Here is a 16,117-nt window from a genome sequence, read left to right as displayed (position 1 = left end):
AGTCGAGCCTGCCTGCGGTTTAATTTGCCGCGATTGTCAGGTCTTGGAGCAGATTATTCAACACCAGAAAATCACCGTCCTGCGTGCAATCCGGCATGGGCAGCGTCAAATCGCGCGACCGCAGGCGGCGATCGCCACGCAGCTCGAGTGATTGAACGGCCAAATCCCGGCCGCAATTTGCCTCGGTCACTTCGGCCTCCACCGTCAGTTCGATCGAACCGGTCTGGCTGGCTTCGCCTGCAGGGAAGGAATAAATTTCGATATTCTGCGCGTCGCCGAACGCCTGTTGGCCCAGATGCACGACCTTACCCGCACCTTTCGCGTCAGGGTTCGACGATACATGTCCGGCGGTTCCATAGCTGGCCCCAAATTCCAGCGCATGGATCTGCAGGTCTGTCTCACCCTGCCATTGCAGTGCGATGCGGTTGTAGTTGGCCAGGTCGGGGATGTGAGTGGTGGCTACGGTCCCGGTCTGATCATCTACCGAGATCAGAAAGATCGCATATTCCGACAGGGCCGGGATCGTCAGATCCAAAGCGCCGTTTTTGTCCGTTCGTTGGGTAACTGTTAGTCCGCTGTGATGGATTTCGATCCGTTCATTGCCGTGGCAGGGGGCTTTGACGGTCAGGCGCGCCGCAGCGCCGGGGACGGATTTTGCGCGGGCACTGAGAGTGCAGCTTTTCTGATCAGAGGGGGTCGATCGGGCGGGTTGCAGGGCTCGCCGCGATGCCTTGATGTCGGTGGTTGCATCAGCGGCCGGGAGCGAGGAGGTCAGAACAATTCCTTCCAGCCCGGCAATCACCGAGGACTGATTGGCGGCAGCCACAGTTACAGGAGCCTGCGCGCCATCCGATTGCGCTGGCGATCCATTTTGCATCAGGTAACCAATGGCTAAGGCACAAGCGACGGTGCCGCCAGTGGTCACGTAATTCTTTATTACAAACAAAACACCCTCCCCAGTTGAAGGAGCGAGTCGCATCCTGAAGTTGAATCACGGCCAATATGTGGCCGTGAAACGGACTCAATGTGTTTTGATCAAGGTGACGTCAGGTCAGTCGGCCGTGGCAATGTTTGAATTTCTTGCCCGATCCACACGGGCAGAGATCGTTGCGCGACGGGTTCCCCCAAGTCGAGGAATCGTCTTCGACAAAGCCGGGGCGTGCATCGCCTGAAGCCTGAGCTTCGGCCAGTGCTTCGGCCTTATCGGTGGCTTGATCCACTGCCTGTTGTGCCTGTGCTTGCTGTGCCTGCATCTGTGCCAGCATCTCGCGCTGTTCCTCTTCGGTCAGCGGACGGACGCGCGACAATTGCTGAGTCACGGTTTCGCGCAAACTGTCGAGCATGGATTCAAACAACTGGAAGCTCTCGTTCTTGTATTCGTTCAGCGGGTCGCGCTGGGCGTAACCGCGGAATCCAACGACCGAGCGCAGATGTTCCAGCGTCAGCAAGTGCTCGCGCCATTTACTGTCGATCGTCTGCAGCAGAACCTGCTTTTCGATGTTGCGCATATTTTCGGGACCAAAGGCCGCTGCCTTTTGCGCCATCATCTCATCGGCAGCATTGACCAGACGCTCGCGCACCTGTTCATCATCGACGCCTTCCTCGGCGGCCCAGTCCTGTACGGGCGCATCGATGGTCAGCTTTTCCTTGATCGCCTCGTGAAGGCCGTCGGTGTCCCACTGATCGGCATAGGTTTTTGGCGGCATGTGTTCGTCGATCAGATCGTCGATCACCTGTTCGCGCATGTCCGAGACGATCTCGGACAAGTCATCGGTAGACATGATCTCGCGCCGCTGGCTGAACACCACTTTACGCTGGTCGTTCATCACGTCGTCGAATTTCAGAACGTTTTTGCGCATGTCAAAGTTGCGACCTTCGACCTTGGACTGTGCGCGTTCCAGCGACTTGTTCACCCAAGGATGAACAATTGCCTCGCCTTCTTTCATGCCCAGCGTGGTCAGAACCTTGTCCAGCCGCTCTGATCCGAAGATGCGCATCAGGTCGTCTTCGAGGCTCAGGTAGAACACGGTGCGGCCCGGGTCACCCTGACGGCCCGAACGACCGCGCAGCTGGTTGTCGATCCGACGGCTTTCGTGACGTTCGGATGCCATGACATATAGACCACCGGCCGCCAGAACCTTTTCCTTTTCTTCGGCGTGGCGGGCCTCTTCCTTCGCGCGCAGTTCGGCAGGATCGGCCTCGGGGTTTTCGGCCAGCGCCTGCAGCACATTCATCTCGACATTGCCGCCCAGCTGAATGTCGGTGCCGCGGCCAGCCATGTTGGTGGCAATGGTCACCGCACCATACCGGCCGGCATCGGCCACGATCTGTGCCTCTTGCTCGTGCTGGCGGGCGTTCAGAACGTTATGTTCGATGCCTTCCTTTTGCAGCAGCTGGCTTAGCAGTTCGGATTTCTCGATCGAGGTTGTGCCCAAAAGAACCGGCTGGCCCTTTTCCTGCGCTTCTTTGGTCTCATTGATCATCGCGCCGTATTTCTCATCGGCAGTGCGATAAACCTGATCGTCTTCGTCAAGACGGGCAATCGGCCTGTTGGTCGGAACCTCGACCACGCCCAGACCGTAGATTTCGGCGAATTCTTCGGCCTCGGTCAGCGCGGTGCCGGTCATGCCGCCCAGCTTGTCATACAGGCGGAAGTAGTTCTGGAAGGTCACACTGGCCAGTGTCACGTTTTCAGGTTGAATCTGCACGCCTTCCTTGGCTTCGATGGCTTGATGCAGGCCTTCGGACAGGCGGCGACCTGGCATCATCCGGCCAGTGAATTCGTCGATCAGAATGACGTTGCCGTCACGGACGATATAGTCTTTGTCACGTGTAAACAGCTTGTGCGCGCGCAGACCCTGGTTGACGTGGTGCACGACAGTGGTGCTTTCCGGATCATACAAAGTATGGCCTTCCGGGATCAGACCGTTGGCGTTCAGCTGTTGTTCCAGGAATTCGTTTCCCTCATCCGTAAAGGTCACGTTCCGGGACTTTTCGTCCAACGAGAAATGGTCGTCCTGTAGCGACGGGATCAGGGCGTCGATGGTGGTGTACAGGTCCGAGCGGTCCTCGGAAGGGCCCGAGATGATCAGCGGCGTCCGCGCCTCGTCGATCAGGATCGAGTCGACCTCGTCCACAATCGCGAAATTGTGGTATTTTTGGTAAATCTGATCCAGTTCCGCCTTCATATTATCGCGCAGATAATCAAAGCCTAACTCGTTGTTGGTGGCATAGGTGACGTCACAGGCGTAGGCGGCTTTTTTCTCGGCGTCCGGCTGACCAGACCAAATCACACCGGTGGTCATGCCAAGGGCACCAAACACCTTGCCCATCCATTCGGCGTCACGCTTGGCCAGGTACTCGTTTACCGTGACCACGTGCACGCCCTTGCCGGTCAGTGCGTTCAGATAGGCGGGGAAGGTCGCAACCAACGTCTTGCCCTCACCCGTTTTCATCTCCGAGATATTGCCCTGATGCAGGAACGCGCCGCCCATCAGCTGTACGTCAAAGGCGCGCAGACCCAGCGCGCGTCTGGCACCTTCGCGCACGTTGGAAAAGGCTTCGGGCAGCAGGTCGTCCAGCGCCTCACCATCAAGTGCGCGTTTGCGCAGTTCGGCGGTCTTTTCGATCAGGCCCTCATCGGACAGCTTTTCGAACTCAGGTTCCAGCGCATTGATCTTTTCGACCAGCGGGCGGGTCGCCTTGATCTTGCGGTCGTTCGGTGTTCCGAACACCTTTTTGGCGAGCGTTCCGAGTCCCAGCATGTTCACTCCAGCGGATCTGTTCTTGTCTTGGTTGCGACAGGCTTGCCCACCTTGCTTGCAACCCATAGATACGGGGGATGAAAGGCGGCCCTGTCCAAGGCTTCAAAGCGATGTAAGCGGCAGGTCCCAGAGTGTCAACGCCACGCCCCGTCGCGGCAAAGAAATAGGATGATTCCATGCCCAAAGGCCTCACTTTTCTGCCATCGCTGGCTCTGGCTGCCGTGATGGCGATGCCGGTTGCCGCCGAAACCAAGCCGGACGCGGATACGGTTGTCGCCAATGTGAACGGGGATGAAATCACACTGGGTCACGTTATCGCATCTGTCGCGGCGCTGCCGCCGAATTACTCCGAGGTCGAAGATGATGTTCTGTACGAATTCGTCATCGAGCAATTGATCCAGCAGCAATTGCTGGCGCAGCAGCAGGACGATCTGAACCGGCTGAACCAGTTGGGACTGGAAAACGAAGGCCGGTCCATGCGGGCGGTGCAGACAGTAAATGCGTTGCTGGGCGATGTCGTGACCGAAGAGTCAATTCAGGCAGCCTATGATGCGGAATTTGGCAACTTCGAAGGCGAAGATGAGTTCGACGCCAGCCATATTCTTGTAGCGACCGAAGAAGAAGCCAAGGAAATCAAAACCCTGCTGGATGACGGCGGCGATTTTGCCGAGACGGCCAAGGAAAAGTCGACCGGCCCATCGGGTCCGAATGGCGGGTCATTGGGATGGTTTGGCAAGGGCCAGATGGTTCCGGAATTCGAAAACGCCGTTGTTGCGCTGGAAAAGGGCCAGATCTCGGATCCGGTGCAAACACAGTTCGGCTGGCACCTGATCATTCTCAACGACACACGCAAATCCGAAGCGCCGGGGCTTGATGCCGTACGTGAACAGCTGGCTCAGTCTCTTCAGCAGGACGCGATTCAAGCCAAGATCGACGAGTTGACGCAGCAGTCGCAGATCGAACGCCCTGCTTTGGACGGTGTTGGCCCCGAAGTCATCCGTCAGATCGACCTGATTCAGGAGTAACCCCAGTGGCCGCGATCACCAAGGTTTCGCCGCTCGCGCCAGCGGGTTTTCCCGATCTGCCTGCCATTGACGGTGTGCGTTTTGCCACCGTCGAGGCTGGCGTGCGTTATCAGGGCCGCACCGACGTAATGTTGGCGGTTCTAGATCCGGGCACATCTGTGGCCGGGGTGTTTACCCGATCGGCCACACGCGCAGCCCCCGTGCTGGACTGTCAGGACAAGATCGGCGGGTCCAGCGATGGGCCTGCGGCGATTTTGGTGAACTCGGGCAATGCCAATGCCTTTACCGGTCACTATGGCCAGACCTCGGTGGCCGAGGTCACGCAAGCTGTGTCCACAGCGACCGGCGTTGCAGTCGAACGCGTCTTCACCTCTTCCACCGGCGTAATTGGTGAGCCGCTGCCCCATGACCGCATCGTGGCACAGCTTGAGGCGTTGAAGGCGGGCCTCAGCCGACACGCGATCGAGGACGCAGCGCGGGCGATCATGACCACGGATACCTTTCCAAAAGGGTCCAGTGTGCAGGTCGAGATTGACGGAAAGACAGTCTCTATTGCAGGGATTGCCAAGGGGTCAGGCATGATCGCGCCGGATATGGCGACCATGCTGGTCTACATCTTTACCGATGCACAGCTCGAACAGTCCGCCCTGCAGGCGATGCTGAGCGCCCAAACCGACCGGACATTCAACTGCATCACCGTCGACAGCGACACCTCGACCTCGGACAGCCTGTTGCTCTGTGCAACTGGAGCTTCGGGCGTAGATGCCACCGGCAACGCGGCGTTTGCCGAGGCGCTGGAAAGCGTGATGCTGGATCTGGCGCAACAGGTGGTGCGCGATGGTGAGGGCGCCACGAAATTCGTGGAAATCAGCGTGACCAGCGCCGCCTCGGACGCGGACGCCAAGGTGCATGGGCTGGCGATTGCCAACTCACCGCTGGTGAAAACGGCCATTGCTGGTGAAGACCCGAACTGGGGCCGGATCGTCATGGCTATCGGTAAATCCGGTGCCGCCGCTGACCGCGACCTGCTGAGCATTTCCTTCGGGGATATTCTGGTTGCCGAAAAGGGCTGGGTCAGCCCGGATTACCGTGAGGATGACGCCGCCGCCTATATGAAAGGTCAAGACCTTGTGATTGCGGTTGATCTTGGGTTGGGCGAAGGCAAATCCACCGTTTGGACCTGCGACCTGACCCACGGCTATATCGAGATAAACGCGGATTATCGCTCGTGAAGACTTTACTGGTGTCTGCTGTCGCCCTGATCGACATCGAGGGCCGGGTGCTTCTGGCCCAACGACCCGAAGGCAAATCCATGGCCGGTCTCTGGGAATTCCCCGGTGGCAAAATCGAACCCGGCGAAATCCCCGAGGCCGCCCTGATCCGTGAATTGCACGAAGAACTGGGCATCGACACCTGGGCCTCATGTCTCGCCCCGCTGACCTTTGCCAGCCACAGCTATGACGATTTCCATCTGTTGATGCCGCTGTTTGCCTGCCGAAAGTGGGAGGGCATCCCCCAATCCAAGGAAGGTCAGGCGCTGAAATGGGCCCGTGCGAATGAGTTGCGGAACTACCCGATGCCTGCGGCGGATGTACCGCTGATCCCGATTTTGCGGGATTGGTTGTAATTCGGCCAGCCTATTGATTGTTGCTGTCAAACTTTTAAAGGCCTGTCTAGCTCGCATCATCTTACATGGCGTAAGGCCCCTCGTCACAAGCTACTCACCGTGTAGATCATTTTTAGCTGAGTTCTCACTGCCAAGCCGAATGCCAGATCTGACGCAGGAACGAACTTGTTCATCGCCTCGCCCAAGAGAATGTGAATGTAGCGTGAACGATATGTTGCTTCTGTATTAATCGTTAATAGTGCAATCTCAATCTACTCATGGCGAGTAGAAAAGAAGTTTGTGTGCCTGCCTGAGAGAGATATGCAAAATTGCCCAAAGATCAGATCAGGTACGGTTGCGTTAAAAGATGGCACTGGCTGGAATGGTGATGTTATGAAAAGTGATTCAAGTTCCACTGACGATGACCTGCAGAAAAAGTGGGCGACGTGGACAATGAAGCCTGAAAAGAAACAGTATAGTTTCAGGTATTTCGCCTCTGCGATGGTCATTGCGGTATCGACATTTGTTGTCGTGGGCGTTCATCAACCTTTTATCTTCTAAGAAATTTTAGACCCTAAACTCCGCTACTGACGCATTAATCCAAAAAGACCAAAAAAACGATCTCCTCGAAACAGACGTCCGAGGCGGCTAAGCCTTTATTGAGATTGCAGTATCCAATTTTCATTCAAAGCGATTTGTATGTTTTTCAGTCTATTGAGGTTGACCGCGCCTCCACTGTTACAATTTGTAAGAATTGAGAAAACATCAGGAAAAAGTTGACGCTGATCTTTCCTGCGTCCCTTATCGGGGCGTTGGCGTCCGGGGTTGATCCTTGGGTTTGCCATTTCCGGCTCGGAGGAGGGGTCGGATGGGGAGGAGAAAGAGATTGGCTCAGACGCAGTCGGGCGCTGAAGGGATGCACTCGCTTCCGGCGCTGCTACACCGCAATGCGACCCAGTTCGGGGACGCCCCGGCCTACCGGGAAAAGGAATTCGGAATCTGGCAATGCTGGACCTGGGCCGAAACGGCCAAGGAAGTCCGTTCGATTGCCCTGGGCTTTCTGGAACTTGGCGTAGAAAAAGGCGACCACATCGCCGTGATCGGACGCAACCGTCCGGCGCATTACTGGTCGATGGTTGCGGCTCAGATGGTGGGTGCCGTGCCGGTGCCGCTTTATCAGGACGCAGTCGCCGAAGAGATGGCTTATGTGCTGGATCATTGCGGCGCAAAATACGTCGTCTGCGGTGATCAGGAGCAGGTCGACAAGGTCATCGAGATTCAGGAGAACCTGCATCAGGTCAAACACATCCTCTACACCGACAAACGGGGGATGCGGAAATACGATCACAGCCAGATGAACGCGCTGGACGACCTGATGGCTGAGGGCAGTGCCGGTCATGCGCGTTTTGATGCGGAACTGGATCGTCGGATTGCCGAGATCGATTACGACGGCACCTGCGTCATGTTGTATACGTCGGGCACCACGGGTAAACCCAAAGGCGTGGTGCTGTCGAACCGGAATGTGATCGAAAGCGCCAAGAACTCCGCCGAGTTCGATCATTTGAACCGGAACGAAGACATCCTGTCTTACCTGCCGATGGCCTGGGTTGGCGATTTCATCTTTTCAATCGGTCAGGCCTATTGGTGCGGCTTTTGCGTAAACTGCCCCGAAAGCGCCGACACGATGATGACCGATCTGCGCGAAATCGGGCCGACTTATTTCTTCGCTCCGCCGCGGGTTTTTGAGACTCAGCTGACCAATGTGATGATCCGGATGGAGGACGCTGGCAAACTGAAGCAACGGATGTTCCACCACTTCATGGCGCATGCCAAGAAAGTTGGTGGGCTGCTGCTGGACGGTAAGCCGGTGGGGTTCGGCGACCGCGTGAAATATGCACTGGGCAATCTGCTGGTTTACGGGCCACTCAAGGATACGCTGGGTTATGGCCGCTTTCGCGTTGGCTATACGGCGGGTGAGGCGATCGGGCCGGAGATTTTTGATTTCTACCGCTCGCTCGGCATCAACCTGAAACAACTTTACGGTCAGACCGAAGCGACGGTTTTCATCACCGTTCAGCCGGATGGTGAGGTGCGCGCCGATACAGTTGGTGTGCCCGCCCCGGACGTTGAGTTGAAGATCGACGACAAGGGTGAGATTCACTATCGCTCACCCGGTGTTTTCGTCGAGTATTACAACAACCCAGATTCCACGGCATCGACCAAAGATGCGGAAGGCTGGGTGGCCACTGGGGATGCGGGGTTCATCGAGGAAAGTTCGGGCCATCTGCGGATCATCGACCGCGCCAAGGACGTCGGCAAAATGGCCGACGGGTCGATGTTTGCGCCGAAATACGTCGAGAACAAGCTGAAATTCTATCCCGATATCCTCGAGGTTGTCCTGTTCGGAAACGGCAAAGACCGCTGCGTCGCGTTTATCAATATCGACCTGACGGCTGTTGGGAACTGGGCAGAACGCAACAACGTGGCCTATGCATCCTATCAGGAACTAACAGCGAATCCCCGTGTATTAGAGACGATTCGTAGCCATGTCGAAGAGGTGAACAAATCTGTAGCCGCTGATGAGATGTTGTCGGGCTGTCAGGTGCATCGCTTTGTGGTTCTGCACAAAGAACTGGACGCGGATGACGGTGAGATGACCCGTACGCGGAAGGTGCGACGCGGATTTGTCGAGGACAAGTTCAGTGACATCATCGATGCGCTTTATGACGGGTCCAAGCAGATCTCGACCACGACCGAAGTGACTTATGAGGACGGGCGAAAGGGTTCGATCAGCGCAACGCTTGAGATTATCGATGCACCGGTCGTGCCGGTTGCGCAGCACAAGGTGGCGGCGGAATGAGGGCGGGTCATGCGCCACTCGACCTGTGGTCATCGCCCCGCCCACCGTCCCGTTTTTCCGCAAGTCAGGGAGTGACTGATGCTGGATAACTCCGAAGGATATGTCACCGAAGATGGCCGCAAGATCGGCGGCGTGGTGATGGAGATGAAGAACATCACCCTGCGTTTTGGCGGTGTGGTGGCGATCAAGGATATCTCGTTCGATATCCGTGAGGGCGAGATCCGCGCCATCATCGGCCCGAACGGGGCCGGTAAATCCTCGATGCTGAACGTGATTTCGGGGTTCTACATCCCGCAGGAGGGCGAGGTCTGGTTCCATGGTGCCAAGCGTCCGCAGATGCGCCCTTATGAAGTTGCGCGGCAAGGTATCGCTAGGACGTTCCAGAACATTGCCCTTTTCGAAGGCATGAGCGTGCTGGACAACGTCATGACCGGGCGGCTGAACTATATGAAAACCAACCTCTTTCAGCAGGCCATGTGGAAGGGCAAGGCTGAGGCCGAAGAGGTTGAAAACCGCGAAGCGGTCGAGAAAATCATCGACTTTCTCGAAATCCAGCACATCCGCAAGACGCCGGTTTCCCGCCTGCCTTACGGGTTGAAAAAGCGGGTCGAGTTAGCCCGCGCTTTGGCGGCCGAGCCTAAGCTGTTGCTGCTGGACGAACCAATGGCCGGCATGAACGTTGAAGAGAAAGAGGACATGAGTCGCTTTATCCTCGACGTGAATGACGAGTTTGGCACCACCATCGCCCTGATCGAGCATGACATGGGCGTTGTGATGGACCTGAGCGACCGCGTGGTCGTGATGGATTACGGCAAAAAGATCGGCGACGGCACCCCGGACGAGGTGCGCAGCAATCAGGAAGTCATCGACGCCTATCTGGGGGTGAGCCATGACTGAGCAACTGACAGACATGAGAGGGGGCACACATGCCTGATCAGCTGATTTTCGCGATGGAGGTTTTCCTCAACGGTCTTATGGCCGGTGTGCTGTACGCTCTGGTCGCGCTGGGCTTTGTTTTGATCTACAAGGCGTCTGGGATTTTCAACTATGCTCAAGGGGTTATGGCCCTGTTTGCCGCCATGACGCTGGTCGGGATCATGAACGGGCAGGTCCCGTTTGCCCACCTGATCAACGCGACTTTCGGGACGCATATCCACAAGTTCGGATGGAATGTACCTGCGTTTGTGGCGATTATCCTGACGATGGGTGTCATGGTTCTGCTGGCCTGGGCGGTGCAGCGCTTTGTGATGCGGCATCTGGTCGGGCAAGAGCCAATCATCCTGTTCATGGCGACCATCGGTCTGGCCTATTTCCTTGAGGGCGTAGCTGACCTGATGTGGGGATCCGAGATCAAGACGTTGGATGTCGGCCTGCCGCAGGGTATCAACTTGTGGATTGATGAGACCACGTTCAACATCTTTGGCTATGGCTTCTTTATCGACAATCTGGACCTTGTGGCGACGGTGATTGCCGCGCTGCTGGTGACCGCACTGGTCGCGTTCAGTCAATACACCAAGCAGGGCCGGGCGATGCGCGCCGTGGCGGATGACCACCAGGCGGCTCTTTCGGTCGGCATCTCGCTGAACTTCATCTGGATCATGGTGTGGTCGGTTGCGGGTTTTGTCGCACTGGTTGCAGGCATCATGTGGGGTACCAAGTCGGGCGTGCAGTTCTCACTGTCACTGATTGCGCTCAAGGCGCTGCCGGTACTGATGCTGGGCGGGTTCACCTCGATCCCTGGTGCCATCGTCGGCGGACTGATCATCGGTGTGGGCGAAAAACTGTTCGAATTTGCCATCGGCTCGCTGGTCGGCGGAGCGACCGAAAACTGGTTTGCGTACGTACTGGCGTTGATCTTCCTCGTGTTCAGGCCGCAAGGTCTGTTCGGTGAGAAGATCATCGAGAGGGTCTAGCGGCATGACCAAGCTGATCGCCATCATCAACGTGATCGCGTGGGCCGGGTTCTGGGCTTTTGGCTACATTGCGTTCACCTCCGACGACCTGACCGATGGACAATTGGTGATTGCGGCGATCCTGGCGTTTGCCGGGCTGGTCATGGGCATCTTGGCTTACATGAAACTTGTGCGCGCCTCAGAGGCGAGCGGATATGCAAAAGGCTCCAGGCAGCTGGACGCTGAGGCCCGCAACCGGGCGCAGGAAGAATGGGGAAAGTAAGACATGTTTTATCGTGAGGCCGGGGATTTCAAAACCTCCTACACAGATGACAGCCAGACCTTTCCGATCAAGTTCGACCGGTATCGGTATTATGTGGTTCTGGCGGTGGCTTTCGGGATAATTCCCTTCGTCATCAATGACTATTGGGCCAATGCGCTGTTACTGCCCTTTTTGATTTATGCCATTGCGGCGATCGGGTTGAACATCCTTGTGGGGTACTGCGGGCAGGTATCCTTGGGTACCGGTGGCTTCATGGCTGTGGGTGCCTATGCCTGCTACAAGCTGATGACCTCATTCCCGGATGTCAGCATGTTCATCCATGTCATTCTGGCTGGCGGCATAACGGCCATTGTCGGTGTGCTGTTCGGCCTGCCAAGCCTGCGGATCAAGGGGTTTTATCTGGCGGTGGCCACGCTAGCGGCGCAGTTCTTCCTTGTGTGGCTCTTTAACCGGGTGCCCTGGTTTTACAACTATTCGGCCTCGGGTCAGATCAATGCGCCGGAACGGGATGTGTTTGGCATCATCATCACCGGTCCGAATGCCCCTGCCTGGGCCACCTATCTGTTCTGCCTGATCTTCCTGGCCGTCAGCGCCCTGATCGCACGCAATCTGACGCGCGGCACCACGGGCCGGACATGGATGGCGATCCGCGATATGGACATCGCAGCCGAGATCATCGGGGTGAACCCGCTAAAGGCCAAGATGAGCGCCTTTGCCGTCAGCTCGTTCTTCATCGGCATCGCGGGCGCGCTGTTCTTTGCAGTCTATCTTGGCGCGGTCGAGGTTGGCGAAGTCTTTGGCATCCAGAAATCGTTCCTGGTCCTGTTCATGATCATTATCGGCGGGTTAGGGTCTATTTTCGGATCGTTCGCCGGTGCCGCTTTCCTTGTTTTGCTGCCGGTGGTCCTGAAAGTGGTGGGCGTCGACGTTCTGGGCTGGCCCACGGATATCGTGGCGCATCTACAGCTGGTGATCGTCGGCGCGCTGATCATCATGTTCCTGATCCTGGAACCGCACGGGCTGGCGCAGCTGTGGCGTGTGGCGAAAGAAAAACTCAGACTATGGCCGTTCCCACACTAAGGGATCGGCCCAATGAAAAAACGGGCGGCACAAGCCCGAACGCAACATCGGACTAACCAAGGGAGGAGACACCCGATGAAATTGAAACTGGCAACCGCGGCGCTGAGCGCCCTGATGGCTGCAGGACCCGCTCTGGCGGATCTTGTGATCCCCGATCTGAGCTATCGTACCGGGCCTTACGCCGCTGGCGGTATTCCGTTCTCGGATGGCTATAACGACTATTTCACCCTGCTGAACGAGCGCGATGGCGGCATCGGCGGTGTTCCGATCCGGATGGTCGAGTGCGAAACCGGCTACAACACCGAAAAAGGTGTGGAATGCTATGAAGCCACCAAAGGCGAAGGCGCTTTGGTTTATCAGCCGCTGTCCACAGGTATTACGTACCAGCTGATCCCAAAAGTCACTGCAGACGACATTCCGCTGCACACGATGGGATATGGCCGGACCTCGGCCAAGAACGGCGACGTGTTCAGCCACACCTTCAACTATCCTGCCAACTACTGGGACGGGGCCTCGGGCGCGGTCAATTACCTGCTTGAGGAGAATGGTGGCGATCTGAGCGGCAAGAAAATCGCGCTGGTCTACCACAACTCGGCCTATGGTAAGGAACCGATCCGTACGCTGGAAGAGCTGTCAAAAAAGCACGGCTTTGAACTGGTCGCCCTGCCGGTCGATCACCCGGGTCAGGAACAGAAGTCGCAGTGGCTGCAAATCCGCCGTGATCGTCCCGACTATGTCCTGATGTGGGGCTGGGGGGTTATGAACCAGGTTGCCGTGCAAGAGGCCGCCAACATCCGGTTCCCGATGGAAAACTTCATCGGCATCTGGTGGTCCGGTTCTGAAAACGACGTGCTGCCAGCGGGCGAAGCTGCCAATGGGTACAAAGCGCTGACTTTCCACAACGTTGGCACGGACTTCCCGGTCTTTGACGATCTGCAGAAACACGTTGTCGATGCAGGTAAGGCTGCAGGCGCGGGTGATCAGGTTGGCACGGTTCTGTATAACCGTGGTCTCTATGCGGCTGTTCTGGCTGCCGAAGCGATCAAGAAAGCCCAGGAAATCTCGGGCAATGCGGAAATCACCCCGTCTGAGATGCGTGCCGGTATGGAAGCACTGGAGATGACAGAAGAGAAGATGGCCGAACTGGGCCTGGCGAACTTTGGTCCGACCTTCTCGGTCTCATGCGAAAACCACGGCGGTGACGCCCTTGTGGGTGTGACGCAGTGGGATGCAGCAAACAAGACCTGGACGCTGATCTCGGACTTCAAGCAGACCGATGGTGAAGTGATCGGCGCGCTGATCGATGAAGATTCTGCGGCCTATGCAGCAGAAAACAACATTGAAGGGCGTTGCTGATACAGCGCTTTGAACAAACCGGGGCGGCGGCAGACCGCCGTCCCGAACCCCACACTCGCTTAAGGACACGCGCAGATGCTGGATGCGGCACAAACCACTGACACCAAGTCGGAAACTCTGCTTGAGGTCAACAATATCGAGGTGATCTACAATCACGTGATCCTCGTTCTGAAAGGCGTCAGCCTGACTGTGCCCAAGGGCGGTATCACGGCCCTGCTGGGCGGCAACGGCGCAGGAAAAACGACGACGCTCAAGGCTGTGTCGAACCTGCTGCATTCCGAGCGCGGTGAAGTCACCAAGGGAACGATCGAATATCGCGGCACCAGCGTGCATGAAAGCGATCCCGCCGATCTGGTGGAAAAGGGCGTCATCCAGGTGATGGAAGGCCGCCATTGTTTCGAACACCTGACGGTTGAAGAAAACCTGCTGACGGGCGCCTATACCCGCAAGGATGGCAAGGCCGCCATCCAGCAGGACCTTGAACTGGTCTACACATATTTTCCCCGTCTGAAAGAACGCCGCCGGTCGCAGGCAGGCTACACTTCGGGTGGTGAGCAACAGATGGTTGCAATGGGCCGAGCTTTGATGTCCCGACCCGAAACGATCCTGCTGGACGAACCCTCGATGGGACTTGCGCCGCAGCTGGTCGAAGAGATTTTCGGCATTGTTAAGGATCTAAACGAGAAAGAAGGTGTGTCCTTCTTGCTGGCCGAACAGAACACAAATGTGGCTCTAAGGTTTGCCCATTACGGCTATATTCTGGAATCCGGGCGCGTCGTGATGGATGGTCCGGCAGCAGATTTGCGCGAAAACCCAGACGTGAAAGAGTTCTATCTGGGCATGTCCGACGAAGGCCGCAAAAGCTTCCGTGATGTGCGATCTTACCGCCGCCGCAAGAGGTGGTTGTAAGCGAATGGAGGATCTGGCGATGACCTACTACGACGCTCTCGAAACCCGATCAGCCGATGAACGCTCCGCCGATCAGGTGCAGGCGCTGCGTACTCAGATTGACCGCGCCCTGTCCGCTCCGGGCTTTGCCGCGCATCTGGCCGATGCAGATACTAACTCGGTGACCTCGGTCGACGATCTGGTGAAACTGCCTGTATTGCGGAAATCGGACTTGGCGGCGGCGCAGGCGTCCCGCCCGCCATTTGGCGGATTCACGGTCAAGCCAGCGCGGCACTTCCATCATGTGTTTCAGTCGCCCGGTCCGATTTATGAGCCCGGCAGCACGGATCATGATTGGTGGCGCATGGGGCGTTTCCTGAACGCCGCCGGCGTCGGACCCGGAGATATCGTGCAAAACTGTTTCGGCTATCACCTCACGCCAGCTGGTATGATTTTTGAAAGCGGCGCGCGCGCGGTAGGTGCCGCTGTGCTGCCAGCGGGTACCGGCCAGACCGAATTGCAGGTGACCGCGGCGCGTGATGTGCGCTGCACCTCTTATGCGGGCACGCCGGATTATCTGAAGGTCATTCTAGACAAGGCAGATGAGATGGGCGTGGCCCTGAACTTCTCGAAGGCTGTTGTGGGCGGCGGCGCGCTGTTCCCATCTTTGCGTCAGGACTATGCTGATCGGGGTATTTCCTGCCTGCAATGCTATGCCACGGCCGATCTTGGCAACATCGCCTACGAAAGCGCCGCGATGGAAGGGATGATCATCGACGAACATGTCATTATCGAGGTCGTCACCCCTGGCACCGGAACACCGGTAGAGCCGGGTGAGGTGGGTGAGGTTGTCGTGACCTCTCTGAACCCTGATTACCCGCTGATCCGCTTTGCCACGGGTGATCTGTCTGCGATCATGCCGGGCGTGTCGCCCTGTGGGCGGACCAATCTGCGTATTAAAGGCTGGATGGGTCGCGCAGATCAGACCACCAAGATCAAGGGCATGTTTGTGCGCCCTGAACAGGTGGCGGCATTGGTCGATAAGCACGAGGAAATCGTCAAAGCCCGCGTCATCGCCGCCCGTCAGGGTGAGATGGACACGATGACCGTCCAGATCGAAAGCGCGGGAGGCGACGATATGGCCTATGCCAAATCCGTGGTCGAAGTGCTGAAACTGAAAGGCGCAATCGAGGTCGTAACCCCCGGATCACTGCCGAAGGACGGGTTGGTGATCGAGGATCAGCGCGTTTACGAATAACCCTGAGCCATGTCTGCGGCAGTATGTGCCGCAGATTTGTTTTTCCTGCACTGGTGTTTCTTAGCATTTTGGTCGATTAAAGGCTGATCAATAGCCAACGCCAGT

Annotated in this window: 13 protein-coding genes; 11 read left to right on the top strand and 2 right to left on the bottom strand. The window is 57.1% G+C overall.

Annotation, left to right across the window (positions count from 1 at the left end; all coding sequences use genetic code 11):
- Window positions 1–19: 19 nt before the first annotated feature.
- On the bottom strand, window positions 20–946 hold the full coding sequence (locus AC2FLJ_RS17380; RefSeq protein ID WP_472722539.1) for a hypothetical protein: 927 nt from the start codon (window positions 944–946) through the stop codon (window positions 20–22).
- Window positions 947–1,046: 100 nt separating this feature from the next.
- Entirely contained in the window at window positions 1,047–3,764 is a 2,718-nt protein-coding gene (gene secA, locus AC2FLJ_RS17375) for a preprotein translocase subunit SecA (protein WP_496706936.1), read from the bottom strand.
- Between the two features lie 176 nt (window positions 3,765–3,940).
- On the opposite strand from secA, the gene AC2FLJ_RS17370 reads away from it, so the two are divergent.
- The 11 genes from AC2FLJ_RS17370 (at window position 3,941) to AC2FLJ_RS17320 (ending at window position 16,012) form a co-directional block, all read left to right on the top strand.
- A complete protein-coding gene (locus AC2FLJ_RS17370; protein WP_496706934.1) occupies window positions 3,941–4,789 on the top strand; it encodes a peptidylprolyl isomerase in 849 nt (282 codons plus the stop codon).
- Between the two features lie 5 nt (window positions 4,790–4,794).
- The gene (gene argJ / locus AC2FLJ_RS17365; protein ID WP_496706932.1) at window positions 4,795–6,021 is read left to right on the top strand and encodes a bifunctional glutamate N-acetyltransferase/amino-acid acetyltransferase ArgJ; all 1,227 of its coding nucleotides are present in this window, start codon (window positions 4,795–4,797) and stop codon (window positions 6,019–6,021) included.
- Window positions 6,018–6,416, top strand: coding sequence for a (deoxy)nucleoside triphosphate pyrophosphohydrolase (locus AC2FLJ_RS17360; protein ID WP_496706930.1), 399 nt, complete (start codon window positions 6,018–6,020; stop codon window positions 6,414–6,416). The genes argJ and AC2FLJ_RS17360 overlap by 4 nt, the downstream gene beginning before the upstream one ends.
- An 895-nt stretch (window positions 6,417–7,311) precedes the next feature.
- Window positions 7,312–9,255, top strand: coding sequence for an AMP-binding protein (locus AC2FLJ_RS17355; RefSeq protein ID WP_496706995.1), 1,944 nt, complete (start codon window positions 7,312–7,314; stop codon window positions 9,253–9,255).
- Between the two features lie 78 nt (window positions 9,256–9,333).
- The gene (locus AC2FLJ_RS17350) at window positions 9,334–10,152 is read left to right on the top strand and encodes an ABC transporter ATP-binding protein (protein ID WP_058275088.1); all 819 of its coding nucleotides are present in this window, start codon (window positions 9,334–9,336) and stop codon (window positions 10,150–10,152) included.
- A 29-nt stretch (window positions 10,153–10,181) separates the two neighbouring features.
- The gene (locus AC2FLJ_RS17345; protein ID WP_496706928.1) at window positions 10,182–11,168 is read left to right on the top strand and encodes a branched-chain amino acid ABC transporter permease; all 987 of its coding nucleotides are present in this window, start codon (window positions 10,182–10,184) and stop codon (window positions 11,166–11,168) included.
- A gap of 4 nt (window positions 11,169–11,172) precedes the next feature.
- Window positions 11,173–11,430, top strand: a complete 258-nt coding sequence (locus AC2FLJ_RS17340; RefSeq protein WP_108860572.1) for a hypothetical protein — start codon at window positions 11,173–11,175, stop codon at window positions 11,428–11,430.
- A 3-nt stretch (window positions 11,431–11,433) separates the two neighbouring features.
- Window positions 11,434–12,510 (top strand): branched-chain amino acid ABC transporter permease, encoded by a 1,077-nt coding sequence (locus AC2FLJ_RS17335; RefSeq protein ID WP_058275085.1) that lies wholly within the window; start codon window positions 11,434–11,436, stop codon window positions 12,508–12,510.
- A gap of 75 nt (window positions 12,511–12,585) precedes the next feature.
- Window positions 12,586–13,866 (top strand): ABC transporter substrate-binding protein, encoded by a 1,281-nt coding sequence (locus AC2FLJ_RS17330; RefSeq protein WP_058275084.1) that lies wholly within the window; start codon window positions 12,586–12,588, stop codon window positions 13,864–13,866.
- A gap of 75 nt (window positions 13,867–13,941) precedes the next feature.
- Window positions 13,942–14,775 (top strand): ABC transporter ATP-binding protein, encoded by an 834-nt coding sequence (locus tag AC2FLJ_RS17325; protein WP_058275083.1) that lies wholly within the window; start codon window positions 13,942–13,944, stop codon window positions 14,773–14,775.
- 19 nt (window positions 14,776–14,794) lie between these two features.
- Window positions 14,795–16,012 (top strand): phenylacetate--CoA ligase family protein, encoded by a 1,218-nt coding sequence (locus tag AC2FLJ_RS17320; protein ID WP_496706925.1) that lies wholly within the window; start codon window positions 14,795–14,797, stop codon window positions 16,010–16,012.
- Window positions 16,013–16,117 lie beyond the last annotated feature (105 nt).

It is taken from the genome of Ruegeria sp. CDSA034 (genome assembly GCF_059612275.1).
Note: the sequence above shows the minus strand (reverse complement) of the source record. Positions and strands in the feature narration are given on the sequence as shown.

Bases quoted from the DNA above. Each gene is read 5' to 3' on its own strand.
- secA (WP_496706936.1), bottom strand. From the start codon at position 3,764: ATGCTGGGACTCGGAACGCTCGCCAAAAAGGTGTTCGGAACACCGAAC.
- AC2FLJ_RS17370 (WP_496706934.1), top strand. From the start codon at position 3,941: ATGCCCAAAGGCCTCACTTTTCTGCCATCGCTGGCTCTGGCTGCCGTG.
- AC2FLJ_RS17355 (WP_496706995.1), top strand. From the start codon at position 7,312: ATGCACTCGCTTCCGGCGCTGCTACACCGCAATGCGACCCAGTTCGGG.
- AC2FLJ_RS17350 (WP_058275088.1), top strand. From the start codon at position 9,334: ATGCTGGATAACTCCGAAGGATATGTCACCGAAGATGGCCGCAAGATC.
- AC2FLJ_RS17345 (WP_496706928.1), top strand. From the start codon at position 10,182: ATGCCTGATCAGCTGATTTTCGCGATGGAGGTTTTCCTCAACGGTCTT.
- AC2FLJ_RS17340 (WP_108860572.1), top strand. From the start codon at position 11,173: ATGACCAAGCTGATCGCCATCATCAACGTGATCGCGTGGGCCGGGTTC.
- AC2FLJ_RS17335 (WP_058275085.1), top strand. From the start codon at position 11,434: ATGTTTTATCGTGAGGCCGGGGATTTCAAAACCTCCTACACAGATGAC.
- AC2FLJ_RS17330 (WP_058275084.1), top strand. From the start codon at position 12,586: ATGAAATTGAAACTGGCAACCGCGGCGCTGAGCGCCCTGATGGCTGCA.
- AC2FLJ_RS17325 (WP_058275083.1), top strand. From the start codon at position 13,942: ATGCTGGATGCGGCACAAACCACTGACACCAAGTCGGAAACTCTGCTT.
- AC2FLJ_RS17320 (WP_496706925.1), top strand. From the start codon at position 14,795: ATGACCTACTACGACGCTCTCGAAACCCGATCAGCCGATGAACGCTCC.